The following is a 15,357-nucleotide window of genomic DNA, read 5'->3' on the forward strand; positions in this document are numbered from 1 at the left end:
TGAATCCCTGAAAAGGGGAGTGCGGAAAAAGGTTGCCCGCACTCCCCTTTTTTTTTAACATCCCGGCTTTGACAGAACTTTTTGCAAAACAAGGTGGGACATATGAGAATCCTTTCGGGAATCCAGCCCTCGGGTCAACTCCATATCGGCAACTACTTCGGGATGATGCAGCCGATGATCCGCAACATGGAACGCGGCGAGCTGTACGTGTTCGTGGTCAACCTCCATGCCCTGACCTCGGTCCATGACCGGGACCGGCTGGCCCGGGGGACTCTGGAGGCGGCGGCGGATTTCATCGCCCTGGGGCTGGACCCGGAGCGCTGCATCTTCTGGGTCCAGGGCGATCTGCCCGAGGTGACCGAACTGACCTGGATACTCTCGACCCTGACCTCCATGGGGCTCCTGGAGCGCTGCCATTCCTATAAGGACAAGATCGCCAAGGGCATTGCCCCCAGCCACGGCCTGTTCTCCTACCCGGTGTTGATGGCCGCTGATATTCTCCTTTTTCAAGCGGAGCTGGTGCCGGTGGGCAAGGACCAGAAACAGCATCTTGAGGTGGCCCGGGACATTGCCCAGCGTTTCAACAATATCTTTGGCAAGACCTTTGTGCTGCCCGAGCCGGCCATTGCCGAGGAGTCGGCCACCGTGCCGGGCCTGGACGGCCAGAAGATGTCCAAGTCCTACGGCAACACCATCCCCATCTTTTCCACGGAAAAGGAATTGAAGAAAAAGGTGATGTCCATTATCACCGATGCTTCGCCGGTGGAGGCGGTCAAGGACCCGGACAGCTGCAACCTGTTCAAGATCTTTTCGCTGTTCGCCCCGGCCGGCCGGCTGGCCGAGGTCCGGAAACTCTATGTCCAGGGCGGCGCTGCCTACGGCTATATCAAGCTGGAACTGGTCGACCTGATCCGGGACTATTTCCAGGAGGCCCGGCAAAAGCGGGACCAGCTCCTCAAGGATCCGGGGTATCTGAAAGAGGTGCTGCGCCAGGGGGCGGACAAGGCCCGGGAAAAAGCGCTTCCCACCCTGGAACTGGTGCGGGACAAAGTCGGGCTGCGCTATTGATTTAGAGGAGAGGTTTCAGGTGTCAGAAAAAAACCAACATCGCCGACCAGAGTCAGGAGGTTAACCTGACACCTGACACCTAAAGTACGCTTAAGTCGGATGAACCAAAAAAAAGTCGGCTAGATGTCGACCAGCTCCACCTCGAAGACCAGGGTGGCGTTGGCCGGTATCGCGCCGGGTACGCCTCGTTCGCCATAGGCCAGTTGCGGCGGGACGATCAAGGTTCTCTTCTCTCCTTTTTTCATGTCGAGCAGGGCCTCGTCCCAACCCGGGATCACCCGGCCCACCCCCACCTCAAACTTCAGCGGTTGACCGCGGTCAACCGAGCTGTCGAACTTCTGTCCGTTCATCAGGGTGCCGGTGTAGTGGGCCGAGATGGTGGCCCCGGACCGGGGTTTGTCGCCGCTGCCCTCTTGGAGCACCACGTACCGTAAGCCCGAGGGGGTGGTTATCGCATTGGGCCATTTTTCCTTGATCAGCGCCTCTTGTTCTTCCTGCCGAGCCCTGATTTTTTCCTCTTCCCGGCCGGCCATTCCCGCCAGCAGCGCCTCAAAAGCGGCCTGATCGGCTTTAAATGCCCTGGCCCCGGTGCCGACCCGGATTATTTCAACCGTCTTGATGGTGTCGCCCTGGCGGATGGCGTCAACCACCTCCTGGCCGTCGGTTACCCGGCCGAAGACCGTGTGCTTGCCGTCCAGCCAGGGAGTAGGGACATGGGTGATAAAGAACTGGCTGCCGTTGGTGCCGGGCCCGGCATTGGCCATGGACAGGATGCCGGGGCGGTCATGTTTCAGGCTGGAATCGATCTCATCGGCAAAGGTGTAGCCGGGGCCGCCGGTGCCGGTTCCCTGCGGGCAACCGCCCTGGACCATGAAATCAGGGAGGACCCGGTGAAAGGTGAGTCCGTCATAGTAGCGCACCCGGCCGCGCTGGGAATCCTTGGTCCCCTCGGCCAGGCCGACGAAGTTGGCCACGGTGAGCGGTGTTTTTTCAAACTCCAGGGAAAGGATGATCTCTCCCCGGCTGGTTGTGATTCTGGCATAAAGTCCATCTGTCAGAGAGTCTGTTGCAGGCATGTTATCTCCTTTTTCGTGAGTAAATTGTAAGCGCCCCGCAGTAACCAGACGGGGGTGCCGCCATTTTTTCCGGGTACTCGTTGCGTCTCTGGCAGCGGCCGGTTTCAACATTGAGCGGTCTCGGCATAAAGCAGACAGTTTACGCTTTTTTCCAGTGATCCGCAAGCCGTTTCAACCTTTCGGCACTGCCCGCTCTTTCTGGAAAAATCAAGGTTGCGGCCTGGTTGCTATCTGATTATCTATTGACGAATCGGCGGATTCCGGTTTAAATTAATCGTTTTTTTCTTGGCAATAACGGCGGGCTGAACAGTTGCGGATCATTCTGCCCGGATCGGCGATAAAACAAACGAACAGGGCGGGACCCGGAAGATTTTCCGCCAATGTTGATGAACTCGTAACAACCCGAAAGGTTTCAAATGCCACCCAATAAAATCAACAAGTTACAAGACGAATCACGTCCGTCGAGCGGGTTGTTGCGAGACCGACAATGTTACCGGGTCATGAAAAAGGTGCTTTAAGCGCGGGCATCGTGAGGGAAAATGATTTTCTGCGGAGCCGACAACACTTGATTTATGGATGCTACCAGCTTTTAAGCTGGCTTTTTTTTAGTATCAGTTTGCCGTTCTTTCTCATTTACAGCATCATTTCCGGTCACCACCGGCAGGGCCTGGCCCAACGGCTCGGAATGGTGTCCGGAATCGGGACGCCGGATGTCGACTCGGTGCGGATCTGGCTGCACGCCGCCTCGGTGGGCGAGGTGCAACCGGCCCGGGCCCTGATCATGGAGCTTGAAAAAATGTTCCCTGACGCGGCCTTTATTCTCTCGGTGATGACCGCCCAGGGAATGGCGGTGGCCCGCAGGCAACTGGGTAACCGGGTCCGGTGCATCTACGCCCCGCTTGATTTGCCCGGGATCGTCGGCCGGGTGGCGGCAAGGATCCGGCCTGATGTCTATATCTGCCTGGAGACCGAGCTGTGGCCCAATATTCTCAGACGGCTGCGCCGGAACGGCACCAGGTTGCTGCTCCTGAACGGCCGGCTGTCCCAGCGGTCTTTCCGCCGTTACCAGCGGGTGGGCCGGTTCATGAAGCAGGTGCTGGCCAACTTTTCGGCCATTGCGGTGATCAGCGACCAGGACGGGCAGCGGTTTATCGACCTTGGCGCGGAACCGGGCCGGGTAACCGTGGCCGGCAATGCCAAGTATGACCTGGCCACAACCACCTTTTCCCCGGCAACCGCGGCCGTCTACCGGAGCCGGCTCGGCATTGGCGAGGGTACTCCCCTGCTGGTGGCCGGCAGCACCCATACCGGCGAGGAGGAGATGTTGCTGCCGGTGTATCGGGATCTTAAAAAAGATGCCCGGTTGCGGGATCTGGTCCTGGTACTGGCGCCGCGCCATCTCCGGCGGTTGCCTGAAATCGAAATGCTGCTGCGGGAGCGCGGGATTGCCTTTGAGAAGTTGAGTTGGATCGAGGAACATGGCCGGAGCCGGGACGTGGTCCTGGTCGACGGGGTCGGCGACCTGGCCGGTCTCTACTCGGTGGCAACCTATGTGTTCTGCGGCGGCAGTCTGGTGGAGCGCGGCGGGCATAACATCATGGAGGCGGCTGTTTACGGTAAACCGGTTTTTTACGGGCCCCACATGAATGATTTTGCCGATGCAGTGCAACTGCTGGAATCGGTCCGGGCCGGCTTGCCGATCCGCGAGGCCCGGGAGATGACCGCGGCGATCATCCGTTTTCTGGATCACCAGGAGGAATACCGGGCCGCCGGGGTGCGGGCCGGGGAGATCGCCATGGCCCAGCAGGGTTCGGCCCGGCGGCAGGCCATGCTGGTCAAGGAGTTGCTGGACAGTTCAGAGGACAGAAGACAGATGACGGTTGGAAAGGCAAGGCAGAATTAAAAATGTAGAATGTAGAATTTAAAAAACCGTGAACCGCTGAACCGTGAACCTGGAACCGCAACAGTAGGACATTATATATGAAAGCACTTGTCGCCCTGGAAGATGGCACTGTTTTTGAGGGGGAATCCTTTACCGGTCCTGGCGAGGCCGTCGGGGAGATCGTCTTTAATACCAGCATGAGCGGCTATCAGGAGCTGTTGACCGACCCCTCCTACAAGGGCCAGATGGTTACCATGACCTATCCCCTGATCGGCAATTACGGGGTCAATCACGAGGATATGGAATCGGACCGGATTCATCTTGATGCCTTTCTGGTCAGGGAGTACAACGCAATGCCGAGCAATTATCGGGCCACCGGCAACCTGGCCGATTTCCTGATGGAGCATGGAATCCTGGGGGTGGAGGGGCTCGACACCCGGGCCCTTACCCGCCATATCCGGATCGTCGGCGCGATGAAGGCGGTGGTCTCCACCGAGGACCTTGATCCGGTCTCCCTGGCGAACAAGGCCCAGACCTCGGCCGGGCTGGTCGGTCGCGACCTGGTCCGGGAGGTTACCTGCGCCAGGGCCTACGGCTGGACCGCGGACGGCCCCAGGCAAGGGGCTGGTTTCACCAGCGCCGGTCCCGGCCGGTACCGGGTGGTGGTCATGGATTTCGGGCTCAAGTACAACCAGCTGCGGTTGCTGGCCGAGCGTGATTGCCGTATCCAGGTGGTGCCGGCCGGGACCGGCGCCCAAGAGATCCTGGCCCTGGAGCCGGACGGCATCTTCCTGTCCAACGGGCCCGGCGATCCGGCCGGGGTGGAGGGGGTGGTGGAAACGGTCCAGGCCCTGCTCGGCCGGAAACCGATCTTCGGCATCTGTCTCGGCCACCAGATCCTGGGGCTGGCCTATGGGGGCGCCACCTATAAGCTGAAGTTCGGTCATCGCGGGGTCAACCAGCCGGCCAAGGATCTTGAAACCGGCAAGGTGGAGATCACCTCCCAGAACCATGGTTTCTGTGTGGACATGGACAGCCTTGACCCGGAGCAGGTGGAGCTGACCCATGTCAATCTCAACGATAACAGCGTTGAGGGGATGCGGCATCGACGGTTTCCGGCCTTTTCAGTGCAGTATCATCCGGAAAACGCCCCTGGTCCCCATGACACCCTTTATCTATTTGACCGCTTCATAGCGATGATGAGCTGATGGCGTCGTAACAATTCCGATCTACCGCGTCGTAGCGCATTTTTGTTCGCTCGGCATACCGTTATGTATGGCCTTACTCTCAAAAATACACTACTCCTTGTATATCGAAATTCTTACTTAGCCATCCCGGTAATTCTTACGAGTCCATCATGAGTTGATCTATTAAAAAATTCTGCCAGTTAATATAGATACCCATGCCTAAACGAACCGATATCAAGAAGATCCTGATCATTGGCTCCGGCCCGATTATCATCAGCCAGGCCTGTGAGTTTGACTATTCCGGCACCCAGGCGGTCAAGGCCCTGCGCGAGGAAGGCTACGAAGTGGTGCTGATCAACTCCAACCCGGCCACGATCATGACCGACCCGGAACTGGCGGACCGGACCTATATCGAGCCGATCACCCCGGAGATGGTCGCCAAGGTGATCGAGCGGGAGCGGCCCGACGCCCTGCTGCCCACCCTGGGCGGTCAGACCGGGCTGAACACCGCCATCAAGGTGGCCGAGATGGGGGTGCTCGATAAGTTCGGGGTGGAGCTGCTGGCCGCCAACATCGAGGTCATCCGCAAGGCCGAGGGGCGGGAGGAGTTCCGGGCCGCGATGAGAAAGATCGGCCTCAAGGTGCCGGATAGCGTTATTGTCCATACCCTGGACCAGGCCCTGGCCGCGGGCGAGGAGATCGGTTTTCCCCTGATCGTCCGGCCCAGTTTCACCCTGGGCGGCACCGGCGGCGGGGTGGCCTATAACATGCGGGAACTGGCCGCCCTGGCCGGCAGCGGTCTGGATCTGAGCCTGAACAGCGAGGTGATGCTGGAACGGAGCCTGCTCGGCTGGAAGGAATATGAGTTGGAGGTGATGCGGGATTGTAAGGACAATGTGGTCATCATCTGTTCGATCGAGAACATGGACGCCATGGGGGTGCACACCGGCGATTCGATAACCGTGGCCCCGATCCAGACCCTGACCGACCGGGAATACCAGCAGATGCGTAACGCCGCCATTGCCATTATCCGCGAGATCGGGGTGGAGACCGGCGGTTCCAATGTCCAGTTCGCGGTCAATCCGGCGGATGGCGAGATGATGGTGATCGAGATGAACCCCCGGGTGTCGCGCAGTTCGGCCCTGGCCTCCAAGGCCACCGGTTTTCCCATTGCCAAGATCGCGGCCAAGCTGGCGGTTGGCTATACCCTGGACGAGATTCCCAACGATATCACCCGGGAGACCTATGCCTCCTTTGAGCCCACCATTGATTACTGTGTGGTCAAGATCCCCCGCTGGACCTTTGAGAAGTTTCCCGAAACCGAGGATCTGCTCACCACGGCGATGAAGTCGGTGGGCGAGACCATGGCCATCGGCCGGACCTTCAAGGAGGCCTTTCAGAAGGGGATGCGTTCCCTGGAGGTGGGCCGGATGGGTTTTGGTGACGACGGCCGGGGCGATCTCAGCCATCTGGACCAGGCGGAATTGAACCATGGGCTGATCACCCCCAATTCCCAACGGGTTTTCCATATCTACGAGGCCTTGAAACGGGGGATGCGGGTGGAGCGGCTTTATGAATTAACCGCCATTGATCCCTGGTTCCTGCGTAACCTGGAGCAGTTGGTGGCCACTGAAAAAGAGATCCGTGCCGCCGGGTTCAACGGCCTGGCCCAAGGACTGTTGCGCAAGGCCAAACAGCAGGGGTTTTCCGATTTTCAACTCGGTTACCTCACCGGCACCACTGAGAATGACATCCGGGAGTTGCGGGACAAGCAGAAGATCAGGCCGGTGTTCAAGCTGGTCGACACCTGCGCCGCCGAGTTCGAGGCCTATACCCCTTACTATTACTCCACCTATGAGGTTGAGGATGAGTCGCGGGGCAGCGATAAAAAGAAGGTGATGATCCTGGGCGGCGGACCCAACCGGATCGGCCAGGGGATCGAGTTCGACTACTGCTGCGTCCACGCCGCCTTTGCCCTGGCCGAGATGAACATCGAAAGTATCATGGTCAACTCCAATCCCGAAACGGTGAGCACTGACTACGATACCTCGGACAAGCTCTATTTCGAGCCCTTGACCCGGGAGGATGTGCTCAATATCATCGATCAGGAGCAGCCGGACGGGGTTATTGTCCAGTTCGGCGGCCAGACCCCGCTCAACCTGGCGGTGCCGCTGGCCACGGCCGGGGTGCCGATCCTCGGCACCTCGCCCGATTCCATTGACCGGGCCGAGGACCGGAAACGGTTCCAGCAGTTCCTGCAGAAGTTGAATCTGCGGCAGCCGGCCAACGGCACGGCCCGGACCATTGACGAGGCCCTGGCCGTGGCCCGGGAGATCGGCTACCCGGTGGTGGTGCGGCCCTCCTATGTGCTCGGCGGCCGGGCCATGCGCATTGTCTACAATGAGGCGGGGGTCCGTGAGTTCATGGGATCGGCAATGATCGCCTCTTCGGAACATCCGGTGTTGATCGACAAATTTTTAAAAGACGCCACCGAGGTGGATGTGGACGCGATCTGCGACGGCGAGACCACGATTATCGGTGGGATCATGGAGCACATTGAGGAGGCCGGCATCCATTCCGGCGACTCGGCCTGCGTGCTGCCGCCCCATACCCTGGCGTTGGAGTTGATCGAGGAGATCAAGGCGGCGACCCGGGCCATGGCCATGGAGCTGAAGGTGGTGGGCTTGATGAACGTCCAGTATGCGGTCAAGGACAATGACCTCTATGTCCTGGAGGTGAACCCGCGGGCCTCCCGGACCGCGCCCTTTGTCAGCAAGGCCACCGGCGTGCCCCTGGCCAAGCTGGCCACCAAGGTGATGCTGGGGATGACGCTTGCCGAACTGGGGCTTACCAGGGAGGTGGAGATCAGCCACTGGGCGGTGAAGGAGGCGGTGTTCCCCTTTGACCGTTTTGAGAACGTTGATACCCTGCTCGGTCCGGAGATGAAATCCACTGGCGAGGTAATGGGGATCGACCAGGATCTGGGACTGGCCTTTGCCAAGTCGCAGTGGGCCGCCGGGCAGAAACTGCCCCTGGCGGGCAATGTCCTGATCAGTGTGCGGGACAATGATAAACCAGCGGTCAAGCCGGTGGCCCAACGGCTGCTCGATCTCGGCTTCTCGCTGGTCGCCACTGCCGGCACGGCCGCATACTTGAACGATAACGGGATCCTCTGCACCCGGGTGAACAAGATTTCCGAGGGCCGGCCCCATATCCTTGACAAGATCCAGGACGGCCAGATCCAGTGGATAATCAACACCTCCATGGGCTCAAGGACCACTGAGGATTCCTACACCATCCGCCGCAGCGCCCTGGACTACCGCCTGGCCTATACCACCACCATTTCCGGGGCCCTGTCCATGGTGGGGGCCGTGGAGACCCTCAAGGGACAGACCCTGGAAGTCAGGGCGATTCAGGAGTATTTTGAATAAGCGGAGCAGGGCGGCTTAAGACGATTTTCCCGCCAACCGCACCAACTCCGGGAATATATTCTGGACTTTTGCTTATTCAATACTTATTGTAATTTGTTCAAGCCGGTCGCAGGCAGGCCTCCGTGCCCCGGAACGAGTCCGGGGCCTGGCTGCGGCCGGCTTCTTGCTTGGCCGGCGCGTTGCGGCCGGAACAACCTTGTCGTCCCTCTGGCAGCGGTCTTTTTAAGGGAAATATCGCGTACCGATGCCGGAATTAAAATGACCATGATTACTGGAGGCTGTTTTTGAATACTTTTTATAAAAATCTGAGCATGTGGCTGGTGATCGGGTTGACCGTGATTCTCCTGTTCAACCTGTTTAACAAGCCCCAGCTCCAACATGTCCAGATATCCTACAGCGACTTTATCAGCAACGTTAAGAGCGGGGCGATCAACCAGGTGGTGATCGAGGGAGATAAGATCACCGGAGCCCTTAAGGATGGCCAATCTTTTCGTACCGTTACCCCGCCCGATTCCGAGTTGATCCCGCTGCTGCGTGAATCCAACGTGGATATCAGCGTCAAGGAAAAGGAAGACACCCCCTGGTACGTCACCATCCTGGTCTCCTGGTTTCCGATGCTCCTTCTGATCGGGGTCTGGATCTTTTTCATGCGCCAGATGCAGATGGGCGGCGGCGGACGCGGCGCTCTCTCATTCGGCAAGACCCGGGCCAAGCGGTTGGAGGCGGGCCACGCCAAGGTTACCTTCAAGGACGTGGCCGGTATCGAGGAGGCCAAGGAAGAGCTGTCCGAGATTATCGATTTTCTCAAGGACCCGCAGAAGTTCACCCGCTTGGGCGGCCGGATCCCCAAGGGGGTCCTGCTGGCCGGGGCCCCGGGTACTGGCAAGACCCTGCTGGCCAAGGCCATTGCCGGCGAGGCCGAGGTGCCCTTTTTCACGATCAGCGGCTCTGATTTCGTCGAGATGTTTGTCGGGGTGGGCGCCTCCCGGGTGCGTGATCTGTTTATCCAGGGCAAGAAGAACGCGCCTTGTATTATCTTTATCGACGAGATCGACGCGGTGGGCCGTCATCGCGGCGCCGGGCTCGGCGGCGGCCATGACGAGCGGGAGCAGACCCTGAACCAGCTCCTGGTGGAGATGGACGGTTTCGAGTCCAGCGAAGGGGTGATCATTGTCGCGGCCACCAACCGGCCCGATGTACTCGACCCGGCGTTGCTGCGGCCGGGCCGTTTCGACCGCCAGGTGATTGTGCCGATTCCGGATGTCAAGGGCCGGGAAATGATCCTTGGTATCTACGGGAGGCGGACCAAGCTGGCCGCGGACGTGGACCTGGCGGTTATCGCCCGCGGCTGTCCCGGTTTCACCGGCGCCGATCTGGAGAACATGGTGAACGAGGCCGCCCTGCTGGCGGCCCGCAGCAGCGCCGACCAGGTGACCATGAAGGACCTGGAACAGGCCAAGGACAAGGTGATGATGGGCGCGGAACGGCGCAGCATGATCATCAGCGACAAGGAAAAGGAGATCACCGCCTACCACGAGGCCGGTCACGCCCTGGTGGCCAGGCTGCTGCCCGGCACCGATCCGATCCACAAGGTGACCATTATCCCGCGCGGCAGTGCCCTGGGCCTGACCCAGCAACTGCCCATCGACGAGAAGCATACCTATCCCAAGGGGTATCTGATCAGCCGGATGTGCATCCTGCTGGGCGGCCGGGTGGCTGAAGATCTTGTTTTCGGCGAGATTACCACCGGCGCGGGCAACGACATTGAGCAGGCCACCAATCTGGCCCGCAAGATGGTCTGCGAGTGGGGGATGAGCGACATGGGACCGCTCTCTTTCGGTAAAAAGGAAGAACAGATCTTCCTCGGCCGGGAGATCGCCCAGCACCGCGATTACAGCGAGGACACCGCCATCCAGATCGACAAGGAGGTCAGGGACATGGTGTTCACGGCCCAGGAGACCGCGGAAAAACTGCTGTCCGGAAACATAGATCTGCTCAAGGCCATTGCCCGGGCCCTGCTGGATCAGGAAACCATTGTACTTGAGGATATCGAGGAGTTGATCAATGCCGGGTCCGGCCGCAAGGTGGATCCGGAACAACCGGCCAAGGAGCAGGAGGAGAAGCCGGTCGCCAAGGCCAGGGCCGCCAAGGCAGCGGTTGAGAAGCAGACCGCCGCGGCAGAGGCGGCGGCAGAGCCGCCGGCCGAAGAGCAGACCGTGGCCCAGGCCGGGACCAAGGCCGCCGGGCAGGGCGAGGATGACGATATCGCCGGGAACGGGGCCCCGGCGTAACAATGGCCGGATATGTCAACTCCGTCCGGTTGAAGGGACCGGGCCGGAGAGCGTAGCGCTTGAAGATGAAAAAAAGATGAATGCACTCCATCTCTCCGCCGCTGACCGGGTACGGGTGATGGGCGTCCTCAACGTGACGCCCGACTCCTTTTCCGACGGCGGCGGTTTTGTTTCCGAACCAGCCATTGTCGCCCGGGTGGAGGATATGCTCGGCGCCGGGGTGGATATCATCGATGTGGGCGGCGAATCTTCCCGGCCCTTTTCCGAGCCGGTTGCAGTGGAAGAAGAACTGGCCCGGGTCCTGCCGGCGATCCGTCTGATCCGCGCCCGTTCCTCCCTGCCGGTTTCCATTGATACCACCAAGGCCGAGGTGGCCCGCCAGGCCCTGGACCTGGGCGCTGACATGATCAACGATATCAGCGCCCTGCGTTTCGACCCGGAGATGGTCGCCCTGGCCGCAACCACCGATGTGCCGGTGATAATCATGCACATGCAGGGTACGCCCCGGGACATGCAGCTTGATCCCCATTATGAAGACGTGGTCGCCGAGATCAATGCTTTTTTTCAGGAGCGGCTTGACTGGGCCGCGGACCGGGGGGTGGCCCGGCAACGGTTCATCCTTGATCCGGGTATCGGCTTTGGCAAGACCCTGGACCATAACCTGACCATTCTCAAACACCTGGAGCAGTTCCAACAGCTGGGCCTGCCGCTTCTGGTCGGCCATTCCCGCAAGGCATTTATCGGTACGGTCCTGGGCATTGAGGATGCGGCTGACCGCGATGTCGCCACCGCGGCGGTATCCGCCCTGTGCGTTGCCCAGGGGGTTGCCGTTCTTCGGGTCCACGACGTGGGCAAGACGGTTCAGGCGGTACGCATGGCCCGGGCGATAAGTATGGCCCAATAAGAAACCTCCCGAATTACGGGAGGTTTCTTATTGGGCCGTTTGAACGGTTGAACGTTTGAACGGTTCTTTCAATGCGGGCTGGTCGCCTTTTTCAGCGGTACCGTGTACTCCAGGGTTTCGTCCGGCAGCAGGGCGTGGGTTCGTCTGACCCGGACCCGGACCGACTCGCTGTCCTCCTTGTAGAGCATGATGATCTTCACGTCCTCAACAGCGGTCACCGGTTCATCGTCAATGGCGATGATGAGGTCGTTTTTTCTGATTCCTGTTTTTCCGGCCTGGCCATGGGGGCTGAGATCGGTCACCACTGCTCCGGCCCGGTCCGGTTCTTCGGAGAGCTGTACCCCGATCAGGGGCAGGGGCTTAAGCGAGGCCGGCGGGGAAAAGAAGTGGTAATCAGCCGTGGCCGGATCGATCTCCCGGCCGTCGTTGTTGACCACCACTGCCTGGGCGACATCCAGCCGGCGGGCCAGCCGCGGCGGGATCCCGGATTTTTTGTCCACATGCCCCTGACCGGCGATTACCACCATTCGATTATCGGGATGGCTGCTCAGGTATCGGGCCGCGGCCTCGGCCATGGTCTCGTCCCACAGGGCCTGGGCCTGGATAAAGCCGTTGAACCGGCCGCTGTCATCCGCGCCGGAGTGCATCTTGAAGAACGGGATCAACCGGTCCCGGTAGCCGGGCAGGGACAGGTCCCGGTCCGCGGGGAGCGCGGCCCGTTCTTCAGGGGTCAGGGCCTTGAAGTCGCCGTTCTTGAACACGCTGCCGACCACCTTTCTTTTCTGGTTCAAGGCAATGATCGGGATCTGGTGGCGCCGGGCAAAGTTGATGATTTCCCGGTAGAGCCGGTAGTCGAATCGCCACATGTCAAAGTAATTCGATTTTTTCAAGAATTCCCTTTCCTCGATCTTCAGGGCCAGATAGTCGTCCAGGACCTGTTGGGTGGAGCGGTCGAACATCTCCATCCCAATGGCCAGGGCGGGGTCGCGGGCAAACAGGGCCCGGATGATCCGGAGCTGCAGCTGGTGGTCCTGGTAGCTGGTGTGGTTTTCTCCCACATAGATCACCCGTTTGCCGGCCAGCTGGTCGATGATCGCGGAAAAGTCCAGGGCCCGGCTGGTCTTGATTCCAGCCGGCGGCGGGGCCACCGGGTAGCGCAGCCCATGTTCGGCCGCAATCTGTTTTTTTGTCCGGAGCCGGCCGCGGTCAAAGTGGAGAAAGCTGTACTTGCCGTAATGGCGGAGCTTGGCCAGGGCCAGGGCGGTCTCCTGCCTGGAAGCGGTTGACACCAGTATTGCCACCTGCCCGGGATTGAGCGGGTGGGGCCGGACGTCCAGGGTGAACCCCCCGGGCGGATGCATGGCCCGGGCAAAGAGCGAGCGGCTGGTCCTGCCCTGGCCCAGGAAGAGCACCGCGTTGCTGGCCAGTTCCTTGGCTGCGGTATCACTGTCAGCCTCGTTGATGATCGTGCAGCCGGTTTGTTGCAGATATTCGACCAGCGGGCCGAAACGGTCCGCATCGGTGTCTGCCGCGATTATCGCGATTTTGTTCTCAGCGCCGTCGAACCGGGACCAGCTGGGCGCAAGCTCGGCCGGCCCCTGGCTGCGGAGGATGTCCGCGTCGGGATCAAGGATCAGTTCCGCTGGAACCGCCTTGACCGGCAAAGATACCGGGGTCTCTTTGCCGGTCAGGGTCAGTTCTCTCCTGATATCGCCCTGGGGGGTGCGGATAACCAGCGGCACGGTCAGGTCATAGGGGGCGGCGGTCCCCTGGACCACCACAAAGCTGAGTATCGGCTGCCCCTTTTTTTCCTGGACCGTGATTTTATCGAGGTAAAGCTCCGGGATATCGGTCCGGGTCAGCCACTGTTCGAAAAGTTCCTTGAGATCGGTCTTGCCGGTCTTTTCAAAACTGGCGCGCAGGTCGGCCCAGCCGGCCGGCCGGTGCCGCATCCGGGTATAAAAATCGCGCAGGCCCGCATTAAAGGCCTGCGCGCCCAGCTTGTTTCTCAACAGGTGGAAGAAGAGCGCTCCCTTGCCATAGCCCACGGCCCGGATCTGTTCCCGGTTGCCGGCGCGGTCGTCGGCGCCGTGGAACCCGGCCAGGGTTATTGTATTGTCCGAATGGACATAGCTGCAGTATTTCAGTATCTGGTCCCGGCGGTAGCCCCGGTCCTCGCCCCGGTCCGCGGCCAGGGCATGGTCGGCAAGATAGGTGGTAAGCCCCTCGGCCCAGTTTCCGGAACCGTCCGCCACCCGGACGGAGTTGCCCAGCCAGGCGTGCAGTATCTCGTGGCCCAGCGAGGTCCTGACGATAAAGGGCAGCCGCACCACTGCCTGGCCGAGCAGGGTGAAGGTGGGCATGGCATAGCCGGTGGGCAGCCGGTTCTCGACAATGGCGAACCGCTTATAGGGATAGGGGCCGAGCAGTTTCTCGTACCTGGTCAGATATTTTTTCGCCTGGTCCCGGTAGCCCTTGGCCAGTTCCCGGTCTTCTTCAAAAAAATAACTGGCCAGGACAACGCCGCTGTCAAGGGTTTCCTCCTCCACCCGGTACGGGCCGGCCACCAGGTTGATCGAGTCAAGGGGATAGGGGAAATCAAATTGTACCTGCCGGAGACCCGGCGCCGGACCGGGCCCAATAACAATGGTCCTGGTCTCGGATATGGCCGAGAACCTGTCCGGGATAATAACCGTGAGCCGGAACAGCATCTCTTCCTCGGCCAGGGGCAGCCAGTGGCCGGTCAGACTGATCCCCTGCTCGCTGATCAGTTCAAGGGACGGACCCCGGTGCGGGTGCTGCCTCCCTGGTGTAGTTGATCTCGATCTCCTGGTCCTGGTCAGCGGCCGGTATCCGCAGTTGAGCCTTTTCCGGGTCAGCTTGCACCAGGACCCCGTTGATCCTGATCCCGGTGACCTTGAGCCCGTCAAGGTGGAGCGCCAGATCGCGGCCGGCCGGGATCGTGATCCGGGAGACTGCCGAGAGCCGGTTTTGGTCGAGATCAAAAGCAACGGTAATATCCTGCCGGGGGACAGAGTCTGATGCGGCAACGGCTACCGGGGCAATGCAGAGAATAAGCATGATTCCTGTCCAGAGAAGAAGGGGGAGATGGATGAAACGTGGCATGGGCATATCGTGTCCTGGCTATATTATGGATGACAAGCGGTTTGGTTTGCCTAAAAGCAGTATTACCCCGGGCAAAACGGATACCTGTTCCGCCATGGTCTACCATACCCGATTGTAAACATGAAGTATCGGTTTGTCAGCAACGACCGTGGGGGGGCAGAGGACTGAGGACTGAGGACAGAAGACAGAGGACTGAGGACTGAGGACTGAGGACAGGAGACGAGAGACAGAAGACAGGAGACAGAGGACTGAGGACAGAGGACAGAGGGCGGAAGACGAAAAAAAAATCGTGGGCAATGAAAAAAAACATGGGGCAGTGATCCTGGTCCGGAATATAATATTCCCTGACCCCTGACCCCTGACCCCTAAGACCAGAAAACTGATAGCTCTCA

Annotated in this window: 9 protein-coding genes and 1 pseudogene; 6 read left to right on the plus strand and 4 right to left on the minus strand. The window is 60.1% G+C overall.

From position 1 onward, the window contains the following. Nucleotides 1-102 precede the first annotated feature (102 nt). Nucleotides 103-1,068, plus strand: a complete 966-nt coding sequence (gene trpS / locus L3J03_04965) for a tryptophan--tRNA ligase (protein ID MCF6290329.1) — start codon at nucleotides 103-105, stop codon at nucleotides 1,066-1,068. A gap of 119 nt (nucleotides 1,069-1,187) precedes the next feature. Here the strand turns inward: trpS and L3J03_04970 are convergent, their stop codons facing one another. Continuing rightward, the gene (locus L3J03_04970) at nucleotides 1,188-1,418 is read right to left on the minus strand and encodes an FKBP-type peptidyl-prolyl cis-trans isomerase (GenBank protein MCF6290330.1); all 231 of its coding nucleotides are present in this window, start codon (nucleotides 1,416-1,418) and stop codon (nucleotides 1,188-1,190) included. Nucleotides 1,419-1,697: 279 nt separating this feature from the next. Next, nucleotides 1,698-2,126: pseudogene (locus tag L3J03_04975) on the minus strand (peptidylprolyl isomerase). A gap of 703 nt (nucleotides 2,127-2,829) precedes the next feature. On the opposite strand from L3J03_04975, the gene L3J03_04980 reads away from it, so the two are divergent. The 5 genes from L3J03_04980 to folP all read left to right on the plus strand — a co-directional run bounded on the left by L3J03_04980 (nucleotide 2,830) and on the right by folP (nucleotide 11,839). Next, nucleotides 2,830-4,047: a 3-deoxy-D-manno-octulosonic acid transferase gene (locus tag L3J03_04980; GenBank protein MCF6290331.1), complete on the plus strand. Its 1,218-nt coding sequence runs from the start codon at nucleotides 2,830-2,832 to the stop codon at nucleotides 4,045-4,047. Nucleotides 4,048-4,124: 77 nt separating this feature from the next. Beyond that, nucleotides 4,125-5,234, plus strand: coding sequence for a glutamine-hydrolyzing carbamoyl-phosphate synthase small subunit (gene carA, locus L3J03_04985; GenBank protein ID MCF6290332.1), 1,110 nt, complete (start codon nucleotides 4,125-4,127; stop codon nucleotides 5,232-5,234). A 194-nt stretch (nucleotides 5,235-5,428) separates the two neighbouring features. Then, entirely contained in the window at nucleotides 5,429-8,644 is a 3,216-nt protein-coding gene (gene carB / locus L3J03_04990) for a carbamoyl-phosphate synthase large subunit (GenBank protein MCF6290333.1), read from the plus strand. A gap of 311 nt (nucleotides 8,645-8,955) precedes the next feature. Then, entirely contained in the window at nucleotides 8,956-10,935 is a 1,980-nt protein-coding gene (gene ftsH, locus L3J03_04995; GenBank protein MCF6290334.1) for an ATP-dependent zinc metalloprotease FtsH, read from the plus strand. 76 nt (nucleotides 10,936-11,011) lie between these two features. Then, on the plus strand, nucleotides 11,012-11,839 hold the full coding sequence (gene folP, locus L3J03_05000; GenBank protein ID MCF6290335.1) for a dihydropteroate synthase: 828 nt from the start codon (nucleotides 11,012-11,014) through the stop codon (nucleotides 11,837-11,839). Between the two features lie 68 nt (nucleotides 11,840-11,907). On the opposite strand, the gene L3J03_05005 is transcribed toward folP, so the two are convergent. Both L3J03_05005 and L3J03_05010 read right to left on the minus strand, forming a co-directional pair. Further along, nucleotides 11,908-14,550, minus strand: coding sequence for a ChaN family lipoprotein (locus L3J03_05005; protein ID MCF6290336.1), 2,643 nt, complete (start codon nucleotides 14,548-14,550; stop codon nucleotides 11,908-11,910). A gap of 61 nt (nucleotides 14,551-14,611) precedes the next feature. Further along, on the minus strand, nucleotides 14,612-14,971 hold the full coding sequence (locus tag L3J03_05010) for a hypothetical protein (protein ID MCF6290337.1): 360 nt from the start codon (nucleotides 14,969-14,971) through the stop codon (nucleotides 14,612-14,614). Nucleotides 14,972-15,357: the final 386 nt, after the last annotated feature.

The sequence above is a fragment of the Desulfobacterales bacterium genome, assembly GCA_021647905.1.
Lineage (GTDB): Bacteria > Desulfobacterota > Desulfobulbia > Desulfobulbales > BM004 > JAKITW01.